17 protein-coding genes and 1 tRNA gene are annotated in these 16783 nt (G+C 41.7%); 13 read left to right on the top strand and 5 right to left on the bottom strand.

From position 1 onward, the window contains the following. Positions 1 to 14: 14 nt before the first annotated feature. Positions 15 to 1916, bottom strand: coding sequence for an acetate--CoA ligase (gene acs, locus AC57BQ_RS26665; RefSeq protein WP_496409134.1), 1902 nt, complete (start codon positions 1914 to 1916; stop codon positions 15 to 17). A 239-nt stretch (positions 1917 to 2155) separates the two neighbouring features. Here acs and rpmB point away from each other — a divergent pair, with 239 nt between their 5' ends. The 9 genes from rpmB (at position 2156) to lpxB (ending at position 9636) form a co-directional block, all read left to right on the top strand. Then, positions 2156 to 2389: a 50S ribosomal protein L28 gene (rpmB, locus tag AC57BQ_RS26660; protein ID WP_090473485.1), complete on the top strand. Its 234-nt coding sequence runs from the start codon at positions 2156 to 2158 to the stop codon at positions 2387 to 2389. A gap of 108 nt (positions 2390 to 2497) precedes the next feature. Then, positions 2498 to 2680, top strand: a complete 183-nt coding sequence (rpmG, locus tag AC57BQ_RS26655; protein WP_022830075.1) for a 50S ribosomal protein L33 — start codon at positions 2498 to 2500, stop codon at positions 2678 to 2680. Between the two features lie 82 nt (positions 2681 to 2762). Continuing rightward, complete coding sequence (locus tag AC57BQ_RS26650) at positions 2763 to 2927, top strand: DUF4295 domain-containing protein (protein ID WP_076376000.1); 165 nt, start codon at positions 2763 to 2765, stop codon at positions 2925 to 2927. A 213-nt stretch (positions 2928 to 3140) separates the two neighbouring features. After that, a complete protein-coding gene (gene ftsY / locus AC57BQ_RS26645; RefSeq protein ID WP_496409133.1) occupies positions 3141 to 4106 on the top strand; it encodes a signal recognition particle-docking protein FtsY in 966 nt (321 codons plus the stop codon). 124 nt (positions 4107 to 4230) lie between these two features. Continuing rightward, on the top strand, positions 4231 to 5568 hold the full coding sequence (gene rimO, locus AC57BQ_RS26640) for a 30S ribosomal protein S12 methylthiotransferase RimO (protein ID WP_496409132.1): 1338 nt from the start codon (positions 4231 to 4233) through the stop codon (positions 5566 to 5568). A gap of 134 nt (positions 5569 to 5702) precedes the next feature. After that, positions 5703 to 7295, top strand: a complete 1593-nt coding sequence (gene bshC / locus AC57BQ_RS26635; RefSeq protein WP_496409131.1) for a bacillithiol biosynthesis cysteine-adding enzyme BshC — start codon at positions 5703 to 5705, stop codon at positions 7293 to 7295. Positions 7296 to 7491: 196 nt separating this feature from the next. Next, positions 7492 to 8265 (top strand): 5'/3'-nucleotidase SurE, encoded by a 774-nt coding sequence (gene surE, locus AC57BQ_RS26630; protein ID WP_496409130.1) that lies wholly within the window; start codon positions 7492 to 7494, stop codon positions 8263 to 8265. Beyond that, positions 8258 to 8527, top strand: a complete 270-nt coding sequence (locus AC57BQ_RS26625) for a hypothetical protein (protein ID WP_496409129.1) — start codon at positions 8258 to 8260, stop codon at positions 8525 to 8527. The genes surE and AC57BQ_RS26625 overlap by 8 nt, the downstream gene beginning before the upstream one ends. Beyond that, positions 8524 to 9636, top strand: a complete 1113-nt coding sequence (gene lpxB / locus AC57BQ_RS26620; RefSeq protein WP_496409128.1) for a lipid-A-disaccharide synthase — start codon at positions 8524 to 8526, stop codon at positions 9634 to 9636. Before AC57BQ_RS26625 ends, lpxB begins: the two co-directional genes overlap by 4 nt. Before the next feature lie 51 nt (positions 9637 to 9687). Here the strand turns inward: lpxB and AC57BQ_RS26615 are convergent, their stop codons facing one another. The 4 genes from AC57BQ_RS26615 to AC57BQ_RS26600 all read right to left on the bottom strand — a co-directional run bounded on the left by AC57BQ_RS26615 (position 9688) and on the right by AC57BQ_RS26600 (position 11633). Further along, a complete protein-coding gene (locus AC57BQ_RS26615; protein WP_496409127.1) occupies positions 9688 to 9849 on the bottom strand; it encodes a hypothetical protein in 162 nt (53 codons plus the stop codon). A 41-nt stretch (positions 9850 to 9890) separates the two neighbouring features. Further along, on the bottom strand, positions 9891 to 10019 hold the full coding sequence (locus AC57BQ_RS26610) for a hypothetical protein (protein ID WP_255367059.1): 129 nt from the start codon (positions 10017 to 10019) through the stop codon (positions 9891 to 9893). 29 nt (positions 10020 to 10048) lie between these two features. Next, positions 10049 to 10219, bottom strand: coding sequence for a hypothetical protein (locus tag AC57BQ_RS26605; RefSeq protein WP_176852174.1), 171 nt, complete (start codon positions 10217 to 10219; stop codon positions 10049 to 10051). A 217-nt stretch (positions 10220 to 10436) separates the two neighbouring features. Beyond that, positions 10437 to 11633, bottom strand: a complete 1197-nt coding sequence (locus AC57BQ_RS26600; RefSeq protein ID WP_496409126.1) for an MFS transporter — start codon at positions 11631 to 11633, stop codon at positions 10437 to 10439. 722 nt (positions 11634 to 12355) lie between these two features. On the opposite strand from AC57BQ_RS26600, the gene AC57BQ_RS26595 reads away from it, so the two are divergent. The 4 genes from AC57BQ_RS26595 (at position 12356) to AC57BQ_RS26580 (ending at position 16775) form a co-directional block, all read left to right on the top strand. Then, a tRNA-Ala gene (locus AC57BQ_RS26595) sits at positions 12356 to 12432 on the top strand. Positions 12433 to 12463: 31 nt separating this feature from the next. Beyond that, positions 12464 to 12709, top strand: a complete 246-nt coding sequence (locus AC57BQ_RS26590) for a GIY-YIG nuclease family protein (RefSeq protein ID WP_496409125.1) — start codon at positions 12464 to 12466, stop codon at positions 12707 to 12709. A 381-nt stretch (positions 12710 to 13090) separates the two neighbouring features. After that, on the top strand, positions 13091 to 16264 hold the full coding sequence (locus tag AC57BQ_RS26585; protein WP_496409124.1) for a TonB-dependent receptor: 3174 nt from the start codon (positions 13091 to 13093) through the stop codon (positions 16262 to 16264). A gap of 196 nt (positions 16265 to 16460) precedes the next feature. Continuing rightward, entirely contained in the window at positions 16461 to 16775 is a 315-nt protein-coding gene (locus AC57BQ_RS26580) for a DUF6660 family protein (protein ID WP_496409123.1), read from the top strand. Positions 16776 to 16783: the final 8 nt, after the last annotated feature.

Below are 16783 nucleotides of genomic sequence, written 5' to 3'. Positions count from 1 at the left end.
TCTTGCTTCTTAACCTACAATGCTCCTGCTTTTATCTCATCAACCACAGCCGGATCAAGCAAGGTAGAGGTATCGCCTAAATTAGAAGTATCGCCTTCGGCTATCTTGCGCAAAATACGGCGCATGATCTTGCCTGAGCGGGTTTTAGGCAGCCCGGTTACAAACTGGATCTTATCGGGTTTGGCAATGGCGCCGATGATACGCGCTACGGTCATGATGATATCCTTGCGGTTAAGTTCTTCGTCACCATGCTGATCTGGGCACACCACAAAGGCATAAACTCCCTGTCCTTTAATATCATGCGGATAACCCACCACTGCCGATTCCACCACACTGCTGTGCATGTTGATGGCATTCTCCACCTCGGCAGTACCAATACGGTGACCGGATACGTTCAATACGTCATCCACACGACCGGTTATACGGTAGTAACCATCATCATCGCGCAGACAGCCGTCGCCGGTAAAATACAGGTTTTCGTAAGTAGCAAAATAAGTGGTGCGGCAACGCTCATGATCGCCATAAGTAGTGCGCAACATGCCAGGCCATGGGAATTTGATACACAGGTTACCGCTTACGCCGTTACCTTCTATCTCTTTACCATTCTCGTCAACTAAAACAGGTTGTATGCCAGGCAGCGGTAAAGTAGCATAACCCGGTTTGGTTGGCGTTACATTACAGATAGGCGATATCATTAAACCACCTGTTTCGGTTTGCCACCAGGTATCAGCTATAGGACAGTTACCATGACCAATCTTTTCATCAAACCAATGCCAGGCTTCTTCATTGATCGGCTCACCTACCGATCCCAGTTTGGTTAATGAGCTCAGATCTTTACCTTTCAACGGCTCTTCGCCAAAGCTCATCAACGAGCGGATGGCTGTTGGCGCGGTATATAATATGTTTACTTTATACTTATCAACTATTTCCCAGAACCTACCGGCATCCGGGTAGGTAGGTACCCCCTCGAACATTAATGTGGTAGCGCCTTGCGATAGCGGACCATAAGCGATATAAGAGTGCCCGGTGATCCAGCCGATATCGGCAGTACAAAAATATACCTCACCTTGATTATACTGGAACACATTGGCAAAAGTATAACCGGCATACACCATATAACCACCGCAGGTATGTACTACACCCTTAGGTTTACCGGTTGAGCCCGAAGTATACAGGATAAACAACATATCCTCGGCATCCATTATTTCAACCGGGCATTGCGGGTTACCCTGGGTTTCTACTTTTTTCACCTCATCTTCCCACCAAACGTCGCGGCCTTTGATCATCGACACGGGTGTACGACTGCGGGTTAATACGATTACTTTTTTAACCGATTTGCACTGTACCAGGGCATCATCTATCACATTTTTTAAGGGGATATCTTTATTACCACGGAAACCACCATCGGCGGTTATCACAATATTACATTCGGCATCATTGATCCTGTCGGCTATAGATTGGGCCGAAAAGCCACCAAATACCACAGAGTGAATAGCGCCGATACGGGCGCAAGCTAAAACGGCGATGGCCAGCTCGGGCACCATCGGCATATAAATACAAATACGGTCGCCTTTTTTTGCGCCATTGTTTTTTAGCACATTGGCAAACTGGCAAACCTTATCGTGCAGCTGGCGATAAGTTAATATACGATGATCTTCCTGCGGATCATTTGGTTCCCATATAATAGCGGGTTTATCGCCCAGGGTTTCCAGGTGGCGGTCAAGGCAGTTTTCGGTAATGTTGAGTTTAGCACCCTGGAACCATTTTACGTTTGGTTCTTTAAAGTTCCAGTCCAGCACCTTATCCCACTTCTTGTGCCAGTAAAAATTATCGGCAATACCGGCCCAGAACTGCTCAGGCTGCTCAACACTTTGCTGATAAACCTGCTTATACTCGTCAAATGATGTAATCTTCATAATGGTTTAATGGAGGGCGTAAATTAGTAATTTATGTGTTAAGTGTAAATTAAAAAATGCCACTTATTAAAAAAATTTAAGAAGTAATTTCATAGTTGGTAACGATCTGACATCAAAGCGAATGACCGCTTTTAAAAAGAATTTGAAATATTTTAAAAACACCCTTGAATATTTGATTTAAAAGTCTGATATTTGCAAACTCTTTTTGAATAAAGGGTTGATAATTAAAAATATTTGTCATGTCAAGAATTTGTGATCTAACAGGAAAAGGATCTATTGTAGGTAATAACGTTTCTAACTCAAACGTTAAAACAAAACGCAGGTTTCATCCTAACTTAAAACTTAAAAAGTTTTATATCCCTGAAGAAGATAAATGGATTACCTTAAAGGTATCTACATCAGCTGTTAAAACCATCACTAAAAATGGTATAACTGCTTGTATCAATAAATTTGTAAAAAAAGGATACATTTAGTAGGGCGTACGTTTGAGGTTTTACGCTATGCGTGAAATGGAAAGCGTGCAGAATATAATTTGAAAAATTGCGTAAGCCGTGAGGTGACACGTACAACATAAAAAGAAAATGGCAAAAAAAGGCAACAGGGTTCAGGTAATTTTAGAGTGTACTGAACACAAAACAAGCGGTATGCCAGGCATGTCTCGCTATATTACCACTAAAAACAAAAAAAATACAACTGAAAGGTTAGAATTGAAAAAATTCAACCCGGTTTTACGTAAAGTAACCGTTCACAAAGAGATTAAATAATTAGTTGATTCAATTGATGGTTGATTAAGTTTTAAACTGAAATCAGCAATTCAATAATTCACTAACTCAATAATTAAACAACATGGCAAAGAAAGTAGTTGCAACACTGAAAGTAGCAGGTAAAGGCAAAGAATATTCAAAAGTGATCACCATGAATAAATCACCAAAAACTGGTGCTTATTCATTTAAAACACAAATTGTCCCTAACGATTTTGTTAAGGATGCAATTGCAGGTAAAACACTGTAATAACTGCCGATCAAAATATAGAAGCCGTCTTGTTTTTACGAGAGGGCTTTTTTTGTTGATGTGCAGATTTCAAATGTGCAGATGTGCAAATGATGAGAAATTAATTCGATAATTTTAATCTGCACATCTGAAATCTGAAATTTGCACATTCGTAATCTGCATATTTGAAATCTGCATACCTGCACATCTAAAATCTGCACATCAAAGAAAACTATGGGATTATTTGATTTTTTTAAGAAAAAGGAAAATACGCAGCAGGAGCAGCAGGCGCTTGATACCAGTTTAGAAAAAACCAAGGATAACTTTTTTTCAAAGATCACCAAGGTAATTGCCGGTAAATCAACCGTTGATGATGACGTTTTGGATGAGCTGGAAGAAGTACTGGTAACATCAGACGTGGGTGTAAGCACCACCCTTAAAATAATTGAACGTATACAGGCCCGCGTGGCCCGTGATAAATATGTAGGCACCAGCGAACTGAACACCCTGCTGAAAGATGAGATACAGCAACTGCTAGCCGAAAATAACAGCAACGATTTCCGCAACCTGGAGTACGGCAACCACAAGCCTTATGTAATTATGGTGGTTGGTGTAAACGGTGTGGGTAAGACAACAACCATCGGCAAGCTGGCCCATAAATTAAAGCAAGCGGGTAACCAGGTTGTTTTAGGCGCTGCCGATACCTTCCGTGCAGCCGCTGTCGACCAGATCAAACTTTGGGGCGAACGCGTTGGCGTTAAAGTAGTGGCTCAACCCATGGGTTCTGATCCCGCTTCTGTGGCATATGATACCTTGACATCCGCCGTTGCCAATGGCGATGACGTAGCTATTATTGATACCGCCGGTCGTTTGCATAATAAAGTAGGCTTAATGAACGAGTTGACCAAGATCAAAAATGTGATGCAAAAGGTAATTCCAGGTGCCCCACATGAGATATTATTGGTGCTGGATGCCTCAACCGGGCAAAATGCCATAGAGCAATGCAAACAATTTACCGAAGCTACTGCGGTTAATGCCCTGGCCTTAACCAAGCTTGATGGTACAGCAAAAGGCGGTGTGGTGATCGGGATATCAGATCAGTTCAAGATCCCGGTAAAATATATAGGTGTGGGTGAAGGTATAGAACACTTACAGCTGTTTGACAGGCAGGCGTTCGTCGATTCCTTATTCAAACAATAATATAAAATATGTCATTGCGAGGAGGAACGACGAAGCAATCTCTTCCCTTGCATTCTTTATACATGGTTCGCGATTGCTTCGTTCCTAGCAATGACATTATGGTTATTGCAATGATTTGTGTGTTATGAAAACAAAAGAAATTTCAAAGCCAGTAGCTAAACCTGTTAAACAACGTGTAAACGTGGTTACTTTGGGCTGCTCCAAAAACATATACGACTCGGAGATATTGATGGGCCAGCTTAAAGGCAATCAGTTTGATGTAGTTCATGAGGCCGATAAGGTTGGTAAAAACGATATCGTGGTGATCAATACCTGCGGCTTTATTGATAATGCCAAGCAGGAATCTATCGATACCATTTTGCAATACAGCGAGCTGAAAGAACAAGGCAAAGTAGGGAAAGTAATTGTGACAGGCTGCCTGAGCGAGCGGTACAAACCCGAACTGGAAGCCGAGATCACTAATGTTGATGCTTATTTTGGCACCAACGATCTGCAAAACTTGTTACATTCTGTTGGTGCTGATTATAAACACGAACTGATAGGCGAGCGTTTGTTAACCACTCCATCACATTTTGCTTATTTTAAAATTGCCGAAGGCTGTAACCGCCCCTGCTCATTCTGCGCTATCCCGCTGATGCGTGGTAAACACCTGAGCACACCTATCGACCAATTGGTTAAAGACGCCCAGGCCCTGGTTAAAAATGGCACTAAGGAATTGATACTGATAGCCCAGGACCTTACCTATTACGGTCTTGATCTATACGGCAAACGGAACCTGGATGAGTTATTGCGCCGCTTGAGCGATGTGAATGGTGTAGAATGGATCAGGCTGCAATATGCTTATCCTTCCGGTTTCCCGATGGAGATACTGGATGTGATGAACGAGCGCGACAATATTTGTAAATACATGGATATGCCACTGCAGCACATCAGCGATAATATGCTGAAATCGATGCGCCGCGGACTTACCAAACAAAAAACAATCGACGTAGTCAACGAGATCCGCGACAAGGTACCCGGCATTGCGATGCGTACCACGTTAATAACCGGCTATCCTGGCGAAACCGAGCGCGATTTTGAAGAAATGATGCAATGGGTTGAAGAAACAAAATTTGACCGCTTAGGCTGTTTCACCTACTCGCACGAAGAAAAAACGCATGCCTTCTCTTTAGTGGATGATGTTCCTGCCGAAGTAAAACAGGATCGTGCCGATGCCATTATGGAAATTCAACAGGGTATCTCGTTTGATAAGAACCAGGAAAAAGTTGGCCATACCTTTAAAGTATTGATCGATAAAAAAGATGGTGATTACTTTGTTGGTCGTACCGAATTTGATTCGCCCGAGGTAGATAACGAAGTATTGATTGATGCCAGCATTGACTACGCTACCGTTGGAAGCTTTGTAAATGTGAAGGTTAACAGTGCCGAAGACTTTGACCTTTATGGACAAATTGTAAAATAATGCTACTGGATATTCCTTTATTGAAGGATTTTAAGATTTAAAATCTAAATTCGGCACCAGCATTAAATTGTTTGCTGATGTTTCGTATTTCAATTTTAAATCCGAAATTGAACATCCGAACTCCAAAATCAAAGATGGAAGCCTCCTGTACAAGTTATAAAAACACCGGATTTTTTTCGCCTACGGTTATTGATTACCTCGAGAACCGGGCAGATCTGAAACCTTTTTACAGTTACCGCCCGGATATGGCCGGCTTTGCCGAGCTGTTGAAAAATAAAAAAGTTGTTGCCGATCGTGAGATTTTGCACCGTGTACTGTCAAAGCAATACAATCATAACGAGCCTTATCCTTCTATCGTAAAACACAACCTCGATCTGCTGAAAGAGGATAGTACCTATACCATAACAACCGGTCACCAGCTTAATATTTTTGCGGGGCCCCTATATTTCCTTTATAAAATTGCTACCGCGATAAAATTAGCCCAACAGCTAAAAGCGGCCCACCCCGATAAAAACTTTGTACCTGTTTACTGGATGGCCAGTGAAGATCATGACTTTGCCGAGATCAACTACACCAACATTGGCGGCAAAAAGGTACACTGGTGGTATGAAGCTTCGGGCGCTACCGGGCGCATTAACCCGGATACCATGCGTCAGGCGCTTAACCAATACAAGGGCGTTTTGGGCATGGAAGGTCATTCCAAGGAGCTGGCCGAAATTGTAGAAACAGCCTATACCCGTTTTGATAAACTGGCCGATGCTACCCGCTACCTGGTAAACGCGCTGTTTGGTCAGTACGGCCTGGTGATCATTGATGCCGACGATCACGAGTTTAAGCAGCAGTTTGCTCCCATCATGGAGCAGGATATCATCAATCAAAACAGCTTTAAAAATATAACTGCCACCAACGAGCAATTGCAAAAATTGGGTGTGCACATACAGGTTAATCCACGCGAGATCAACTTTTTCTACCTGAAAGACCAGCTGCGCGAACGTATCGTTTTTGAGCAGGACAGCTACCAGGTGATGAATACCGAGATCCGCTTTACCGAGGCTGAGCTAAAGCAGGAAATTGCCACATCGCCGGAGCGTTTTAGTCCAAATGTGGTGATGCGCCCGCTTTATCAGGAGTGCATTTTGCCCAACATCGCCTACATAGGCGGCGGCGCCGAAGTAGTATACTGGCTGGAGCTTAAATCAAATTTTGATTTTTATAAAGTCGATTTTCCTATCCTGATTTTACGCAATTCGGCATTAGTGGTTCGTAAAGAACAAGCCGCCAAAATTGAGCGCATGGATCTGAATGTGGCTGCCCTGTTTAAGCAAACAGATGCCCTGCAAACCGAATGGATAAAAAAACACAGCGACCATAACCTTTCCCTTGAAGGAGAATGGCGCGAACTTACCGCCGTTTTTGAAAAGATAAAACTGCGCTCCTATAAGATCGATCCAACACTGTCGTCCTCAGCCGCTGCTGTACAGGCCCGCTTGAAACACGCAGTTGATAACCTCGAAAAGAAACTGATCCGTGCCGAAAAACGCAACTACGATGTAAGGTTGGAACAGCTATCGACAGTGAAAGCCGAGCTTTTCCCAAAAGACAGCCTGCAGGAACGCACCGAGAATTTTGGTTTGATGTATGTAAAATGGGGACAAACATTTGTTGATGAACTCATCCGTCATTTTGAACCGCTTGATTTTGTGTTTACTATTCTGACAGAGGAGTAAGTCCATTATTAAATATTAAAAAAAGCGTCATTGCGAGGTACGAAGCAATCTCTATACTGTACAGAGAAAGCATGCGTTGTTGACCTGCCTATGTAGAGATTGCTTCGTACCTCGCAATGACGTGATGGGTAATTCTCTTCCAGAATCCAATTCTTTTCTTCCCCCACATCCCCCAAAATATCAGTAATTTCGCAGCATGAATAAAGCGAAACCAACCATACTTGTTGTAAACGATGACGGCATTACCGCTCCCGGTATAAAAGTGCTGATGGAAGCCATGGGCGACATCGGACGGGTAGTTGTGGTTGCGCCGGATAGTCCGCAATCAGGCATGGGTCATGCCATTACCATAGGTAAACCCTTACGTTTAGATAAGGTTGACCTTTACGAAGGTATTGAAATGTACCGATGCTCGGGCACCCCGGTTGATTGCGTAAAGCTGGCTGTAAATAAAATATTTAAAGGCCAAAAGCCCGATCTGTGCGTATCCGGCATCAATCATGGTTTAAATAACTCTATCAATGTATTATACTCCGGTACCATGTCGGCCGCTGTTGAAGGAGCCATTGAGGGTATCCCCTCCATCGGTTTTTCTTTAGATGATTATACGCTGCAAGCCGATTTTAGCCACTGCATCAAATATGTTAAGGAACTAGCTTTACAGGTTTTGGCTCATGGTTTACCACAGGCCACACTGCTGAATGTGAATTTCCCGAATACCCCGCATTTAAAGGGCATCAAAGTATGCCGCCAGGCAGCTGCCAAATGGGCGGAGGAATTTGACGAAAGAGTTGATCCACATAAACGGCCATATTATTGGTTAACCGGTGTTTTTCAATTAAATGATGGCGGCGAGGATACCGATGTTTGGGCGCTGGAGCATAATTATGTATCAGTAGTGCCCGTTCAATTTGATATGACCGCACACCATGCCATCCCTTATTTAAATAACTGGAAGTTCAATGTTTAAGCACAATACGGTAACAGCAGGTACAATTTACGGGGCTATATTACCTGCCATAAGTCTGTTCATTTTTCTGTTCCTGTTAAAAGGCAATTTTTTATTGTTTAATAAACCAGGTACACCCTACCTGGTGGCTATTGGTTTGAATCTTTTAATCATCAGGTGGTACGCTAAAAAAAAGCTGGATAAAACGGTGATCGGTATAGCCGCGGTCACCTTTATATTTATGCTCGCGATATTTGTATTTAAATTACAGCCCATACGATGAAATATTACCTGGTAGCCGGCGAAGCCTCGGGCGATATGCATGGGGCCAATTTAATGAAGGCCTTAAAAGCGCTCGACCCGGATGCGGAGTTCCGTTTTTTTGGCGGCGATCTGATGCTGGCCGAAGGTGGTACCCAGGTAAAACATTACCGCGAAATGGCCTACATGGGCTTTGTGGAAGTGATCGTGAATTTAAGGGCTATCCTCAAAAACATCAAACAGTGCAAGCAGGATATTCATGAATGGCAACCCGATGTGCTTATCCTCATTGATATACCCGGCTTTAACCTCAAGATTGCCGCCTACGCACAAACTATCGGTTTAAAAGTAAATTACTATATCTCGCCCAAGGTTTGGGCATGGAACCAGAAACGGGTATTAAAGATCAAAAAGGTGGTGAATCATCTCTTCTGCATCCTGCCTTTTGAAGTGGATTTTTACAAAAGCTGGGGTATGGATGTGGACTACGTAGGTAACCCGCTGCTGGATGCCAAAGTAGCTTTTAAAGCCGATCCTGATTTTTTGCAACAGCACCAGCTTGCCGGTAAAAAAATTATTGCCCTGTTACCCGGCAGCCGTAAACAGGAGATCAGCAACCTGCTTCCCGAAATGTTGGGTGTTGTGGAACGCTTTCCGGATCATCAATTTGTAATAGCCGGCGCCCCATCATTTAAACAGGATTATTATGATCAGTTTTTAAATGGGAAAAATATACCGGTATTATTTGATGCCACCTATAACTTACTGAGCCACGCACATGCGGCCGTTGTAGCATCGGGCACAGCCACACTGGAAACAGCTTTGTTTCATGTACCGCAGGTGGTTGTTTACAAAGGCAATGCACTCACCATTGCCGTAGCACGCATGCTAGTTAAATTAGAATTTATATCGCTGGTTAATCTCATTATGAATAAAGGCGTGGTAAAGGAATTGATCCAGGAAGATTGTACCCCAGCAAAGATCAGCGCAGAGGTTGACCTGCTGGTCAATAATAAAGACCATAGGCAAACAGTATTGACTGATTATGACGAACTGGATAAGCGGATGGGCCAACCTGGCGCATCGGAAAAAACGGCAGCGCTGATCATCAAATATGCTCAAAACAAATAAAGCCCTGTTTTCGCAGGGCTCTATCTTTTCATAGGTATATGTATATATGGATCAGGCAGCTGACAATCTTTGTTGTGTGGCTGTCTGTTGATTGCTTTGTTTGAAGCTATTTTTCGCTCTGAAATTTCTAAAATCCTCTAATAAAATATCTAACAACTGATTCTCAAAGCGTGCAATTAATTTACTTGCCGATGGTGTTTTATGATTTTTCATAGATGTGTTGGTGTTGTAGGTTAGTATTAGTTTGTGCGCAATTAAGCAGCAGTTGGCAATAACGGTGTTTTAGCTTTAATAGCTTTCAGATCGTTCATGATGATCCTTTTCAACTGATTATCAAAATTGGTTATTAACTTACTGATTGACGGTTTTTTAGTGGTCTTCATAGTTTTAGTTTTTCGTGTTTTAAATATCTTTAGTTTTTCTTTGTATCGTCATCTTCGGTCAGATTATCTTTCCGGCGTTTAGCTTCCTTGTATTGCCTTAGTATCTGTTCTTCATCACGTTCATCTGATGTTTTTGTAGGCTCTACCGGATTCTCCCATTCTTTCTCTTCTTCCTTAATGGTTTTCTTTATAGCTTTCATAACAGTTACGTTTAATAACTAGTATTCCAAATCAGTGCCAAAAACTTGATCGCAGCTCAAAAAAGTCATCAGAATCTCTAAAAAAATTTACAATACTGTGTAAACAGCTGTATTTAAGCCACTTTCATATCTTTAAAAATTTCTGTTTTTTTTAGTACAGCTGCCTGGTACACACCTTAAAAAGCGTACGCTAACCGAACAAATACGTACAGTAATACTAATTCCGGACGTTTTCCTTATAGTTAACGAAGTGCGCTATTAACGCGATAAGCGCTAAGCCACCGCCAATAGCACATACCCCTGCCCATCCATAGTTGTTCCAGAGCAAGCTGGCCAGGAACGTCCCAGACGCACCGCCCACGAAATAAGACACCATGTATACCGTATTGAGCCGGTTACGGGCCTCAGGGATCAATGCAAAAATGATAGACTGGTTGGAGATATGCGTGGCTTGCACCCCCATATCCAAAACAATTACGCCGATAATGAGCCCGGCAATACTGCTGCTTGAAAAGTAAAAAATGATATAAGATATCAGAACCAGCAATAAAGTATAGCCCGATAATTTATAAGGATTCATTTTATCGCTCAGTCGCCCCATCAATCCTGCTGCCAATGCTCCAAAGGCTCCCACAAGCCCGAAGGCTCCTGCTGCCGCGCTCCCTTCGTTAAACTGGGGCTGTTTTAATAAAAACACCAGGGTAGTCCAAAAAGCGCTAAAACCGGCAAAGCACAAGGCCCCTCTGAAAGAAGCCATACGCAATTTAGGTTGTGTTTTTATTAAATGGATGAGCGAGGTCATCAGCTTTTTATAGCTGCCTTTATAATCAGGCTCCACCTCGGGTAAAAAGAAAAATATCATCAGCCACATAGCTGCCATTAAACCGGTAGCTATATAATACATGCTCCGCCAGCCAAAATGCTGACCAATAACGCCGCTTAGCCAACGCGAAAGCAATATGCCGATCAACAACCCGCTCATCACAACTCCCAGTTTTTTTCCCCGTTCATGCGGTTTGGCCAGGTGAGCGGCCATTGGAATTAATAGCTGCGGTATTATAGACGACAGGCCCAGCAGAAAACCAGCTATAGTTAATATCAATATAGATGAAGCACGTGCGCTAACCAGTAAAGCGAAAATAATCAGGATAAAATCTAATAATATCAATTGCTTACGTTTTACCATATCAGCCAGGGGTACAATAAATAATAAGCCGCAGGCATAGCCAATTTGAGTAAACAGGGATAATTGCTGGGCCTTTTTATCCGTTATACCAAAAGTGTGCGCAATATCGACAAGCAAAGGTTGATTATAATAGATATTGGCTACCACCAACCCGGTAGCTATGGTCATGATCCATAAAGTAAGCGGTGTTAAATGCGGATGTTCTTTAGGTGCCTCAGTAGCTGTCATTATCAATAAAATATAAAATCCGCTGCAAAAGTGACAAAGCATTTTTAAAATGATGCCTGTTTAAAGTAATTTTTCTTTCACAATAAACAATAAGATGGAATTTATGGAGTTTTATATTTTGATAAAAAGAATGGATTTATAATTACTTTTTTGAAAAACAGGCTTATTAAAATGAATTTTTTAATAATTTATTGATTTTTTAATGAAAAATTCTGTTAAAAACGAACATATTTTCTATTAACTATGATTTTTAACATTTTTTTAACAAAAAAATCTACTAAAATTTAATTTTTTATATAAAACTCAATTAGTTTATTAAATAATTTACCTGTCAACTTGCTACTAATACAAACAGTTATAAAAAAATTAAAAATTTATCACATTATTAAAGTTTTATTAGTATTTTTGATAATCAAATACGAAATAGATGAGTATTTGATAAATGTTACAAAAAAATTACAAAATAAAATTGGTGAATCTGAAAACATAGTGTTACTTTTACACCATAACAAAAACGATAAAAAAGTCTTCTCATAATTTAGGTTTATAATTGGTTAGTAAAGGCCCCTGCCCATCAGGGGCTTTACTTATTTTAAGAGGTTCTGTTGAGATTTAACCAAAGTGATACACCTTCCCGAATTAAAGTGACTTTGACCATAAAATAAAATAATCATTTTAGGTTTCATTTTATTACTTAATATAATATATTTGCAGCCCAATCCGGGGGATTAGCTCAGCTGGCTAGAGCGCTTGCATGGCATGCAAGAGGTCATCGGTTCGACTCCGATATTCTCCACCACACAGGCCCACTCCAAAGTGGGCTTTTTTTTATGGAATTCTATGTCTATATTCTTTATTCGTCAGCTTTAGATCAATATTATGTTGGTCACACAGGAGATTTACAAAACAGGCTCTTCAGACATAATAATTCTGGCTCAAAATCAACCAAGAAAGCCAGCGATTGGGTATTGAAGCATCAGGAAACCTATCCTACCCGTGCCGCAGCAATAGGCCGGGAAACGGAGATCAAGAGAAAGAAAAGCAGAAAATATATTGAAATATTAATTGCTGGATAGAGCGTCCCGAATGATATTCGGGAAGGTCATCGGTTCGACTCCGATATTCTCCACTTGATAATCAGGCTTTTAGATTAAGTTCTAAAAGCCTGATTTTTTTTGAGATACTGCATTCCAAAACACGAACTCCTTGCCCCCTAAAACAAGTAACCTGAAGTAGCTCATGCCATCCTGTACAATCAAAGCTTGTATAAATTAAAGGGTGATGCTTTCGATGCGAAATAGTTAATAATGACAGCTAAATTTTAAGATTTTTAATGTTGCCACCGGACTATAGTAACGATTTGGCAACTATGTAACAAAAATGTTATAAGGTTAATATTCCTCAAACACCTTGTTAATATAATACAAACACTTTTGCGATTAACTAAAACTCATGAAATGTTAATCTTATACAAAAGTATTCTGAAAAAAATATGCCTTCTGGGCATAGCCTGTTTCCTGTTTGTCACGGCAGGTATGGCACAAACTAATTTGGCCGGTATTTCCGGTAAGATATCCGGTCCTGGCGGTACCCCCTTACCCGATGCAACCATAACCGTAAAAAATGAATCAACAGGCTTTACCATTAAAGCCAAATCAACTTCAAAAGGGACGTTTCTTTTAAAAGAACTTCCATTGGGTACACCCTACAGCATTACCGTAGCAGTTGTAGGTATGGCTACACAACAACAAACTGGCTTTTCACTTAACCAGGGCGATTTGCTCCAGGTTTCGTTTGTGATGGAAGACAAAGTTCAGGAGCTAAATGTAGTTGAAATTAAATCGGCTACATCACGCAACAAGATTGAAAATATAGGCTCTTCCACAGCCGTTACCGCTAAGGATATTGCAAAGCTACCGGTGAACGGACGTAATTTTACAACACTGGCAGACTTGTCACCACTTAGTTCTGGCAGCAGTCTGAATGGTCAGCTGGGATCAGCAACCAATTATACCATTGATGGGATGGCCGCGCGCGGAACTATTTCAGGCGGCCAGCCAACCGGTGCCTATTCTATATCGCTGGAAGCCGTGCGGGAATTCCAGGTGGTTACCAATGCCTACGATGTAACCTATGGTAACGCTGGCGGGGGAACCATCAGTACGGTAACAAAATCAGGAACCAACGTACTTTCTGGAAGCGCGTTCACTTATGCCCGTGCAAACTGGCTTTCAAGCCCTTACGGATTAAACGGGATAAAACGGAACCAGGCCTTTTCTACTTATCAATATGGATTTTCGCTTGGCGGCCCTATCGTTAAGGATAAAGCACAGTTCTTTATTGCCTGGGATCACCAGGCCGATTCCCGGCCATTGTACATTGCCAACATACAATCTGCAGACGATGAAAAACGAAACAATGTAACCCAGGCCACGTTGGATAACTTTTCATCCATAGCAAGGAGCAAATATGGTGTTGCTAATTCCCCGCAGTTTGGCCAGTTTGATAAATTTAAAAACACCCATGCGGGTTTCGCCCGGATCGATTGGCAGATCAACTCTAAAAATTTATTTACGATCCGTGATAACTTTATTTACGATCTGGATAACCAATCGGATGGTGATAATACAGCCATTAATATCTATGAGGTTTACAGTACCCGAAAAAGTATCAATAACAGTGTTATGGCGTCGTTACGTAGTATATTAAGCCCTACGCTAACCAACGAACTTAAAATACAGCATTATTGGGAATACAACAAAATGTTTGCTAACAGTCAATTGCCTGCAGACAATATTCCACGCGCCATTGTACAGAATATTTCTTCCACAGCTGCTGACGGGTCAACTTATTCAACTGCCATACAATTAGGCGGGCAACGTTATGGCGGCGATTATTTCAATAATAATGTAGCGCAGCTTACCGATAACGTATACTGGACCAAGGGCAAATATAACTTTACCTTTGGTGGTGGTTTATCTTTTACCAACCAGAATTCCATCTATGGTAGCGAAACAAACGGACGTTTTTACTTTACGGGGTTAACTAATTTTAACAACCTTACCCCTTACCGTTATGCAAGAGATATTTATGTTTCACCAGATCATAATATCAAATTCAACATTCTCGCGCCAAACTTGTATGCACAGGTTCAAACCACATTATTCCCAGGATTTGACCTGACGGCTGGTATCCGTGTAGATTATACCGATTACCTGGACAAGGCAAACTTTAACCAGGTAGTTTATAACACTTTAGGATTAAATACTTCCAATAAGCTTGCTACCCTGCAAGTACAACCCAGAATACAGGCTACCTGGGATTTAGGTCAAAACGGGAAGGATATCATCAGGCTTGGTGGCGGTATTTTAGGTTCTGCGCTCAACCCCTACTCCATGATCAATAACATGCTGTTTGATGGTTCGCATATCTTAAGTGTTGATCTTACGGGCAGCCAGGTACCTACGCCAAACTTTCCAGCTTACCGGAAAGATCCCAATAGTGCACCTGGGCAGGACCTACTGAACAACCCAGCGATACCTAAGCTGGCAACCATTAATATGAACGGTAAGGATGCCAAGGTACCAACGGTATATAAAGCTAATGCATCATACTCCCACTTCTTCGCACAAAACTTTCGGGTTACCGCGAGTGCCTATATAAGCTTAGGGCGCAACAACTACACTTATCTGGACAAGAATATCGTGGATCAGCCTTATTTCCGGATCGCGGCTGAGGATAATCGCGGAGTATATGTTCCGGCGAATACCATTAACCCGACTAACGGTTCGGCAGATTGGACACAGGGCAGAAAAACCACACAAGTAGGCCGGGTGCTGGAACTTGAAAGTGTAGGCAAGGTAAATCAGATGGCATTTGTTATTGATGCAGATTACAGGTACTATAAACAAGGTGAGGTATCTTTCTCCTATACCTGGAACCAAACCAAAGACAATACCTCTTACAACGGAAACGTGGCGAACACAGCGACGCTGGTACAATACGTAAAAGATGACCCGCGTAATTTGAGCACGATGAATTATTCGGATAATCAGTTCAGGAATAAGATTGTGTTTTATGGCAGCTCGCCAACGTTTCACGGTTTTAGTGCTGGTTTAAGATTCTCAGGCATCAGCGGTACCCGGTATTCATTGGTTGTAAACGGCAACGTTAATGGCGACTTTGTGGCAAGCAATGATCTGGCCTACATTTATGACCCTAACTCCGCATCTACCCCGCAATATTTAAAGGATGGTATCAATGCGATATTGAACAATCCTAAAGTTGAAAAAGGCATGAAGGATTACATTACAAAAAGCTTTGGCAAAATTGCGGAACGCAACGGTGGCGTTAATCCATTTTACGGGGTGATCGACCTGAGGCTTATCAAAAGAATAGCGTTTTTCAAGAAACAATACGTGGAGATATCTGTCGATCTGTTTAACGTTAGTAACTTATTAGATAAGAATTGGGGTGTAAACCATAATCTTACTACAACTTCAATTTACACCATTAAAAGCTTCGACGCTGTAAACAAACAATATGCTTATGCCGTAAATACCAATGCCGGTGTATCTTCTTTAAGCGGCAATCCTTACCAATTCCAGGTAGGTTTAAGATATGGCTTTTAGTGACCAGAGTCATAAAAATTGACAGTTAAGAGATCATCATCAACTCAATTTCCAATATTCTCCACAATAACAAAAAAGGCTTTACGAAATCGTAAAGCCTTTTTTAATGAAGCAAATCTTTTTGAACCTACTCTCTTTCTTAGCTGCAAACAATATCCATTGAGTTTTTGGTATAAATAGCCTAACTTTGTGCCCGATGAAATATTTAGCCATCATCATAAGCTTATACGTTTCCCTCCTCTCGGTAATGCCGTGCCAGGATAAGGATGATGCTGTATGGACTCAAACGCACCTGACCATCAGACAGGCGCATGATGGTAATCAGGATTGCAGCCGCGAAGCTTGTACTCCACTTTGCTCCTGCTCCTGCTGCTCAAGTGTTAGAGACATTCATCTCGAGGTACAAGCTCTATCATTCCGGCAAAATACTTTTATTCCATATCCCGATCTGATCATTCCTGCTTTATCTGAGCAGGACATCGCTATCTGGCAGCCGCCTCAATTAAGTTAATACGAATT

The sequence above is a fragment of the Mucilaginibacter sp. BGA-UO-ETr-C110 genome, from assembly GCF_059567985.1.
Note: the sequence above shows the minus strand (reverse complement) of the source record. Positions and strands in the feature narration are given on the sequence as shown.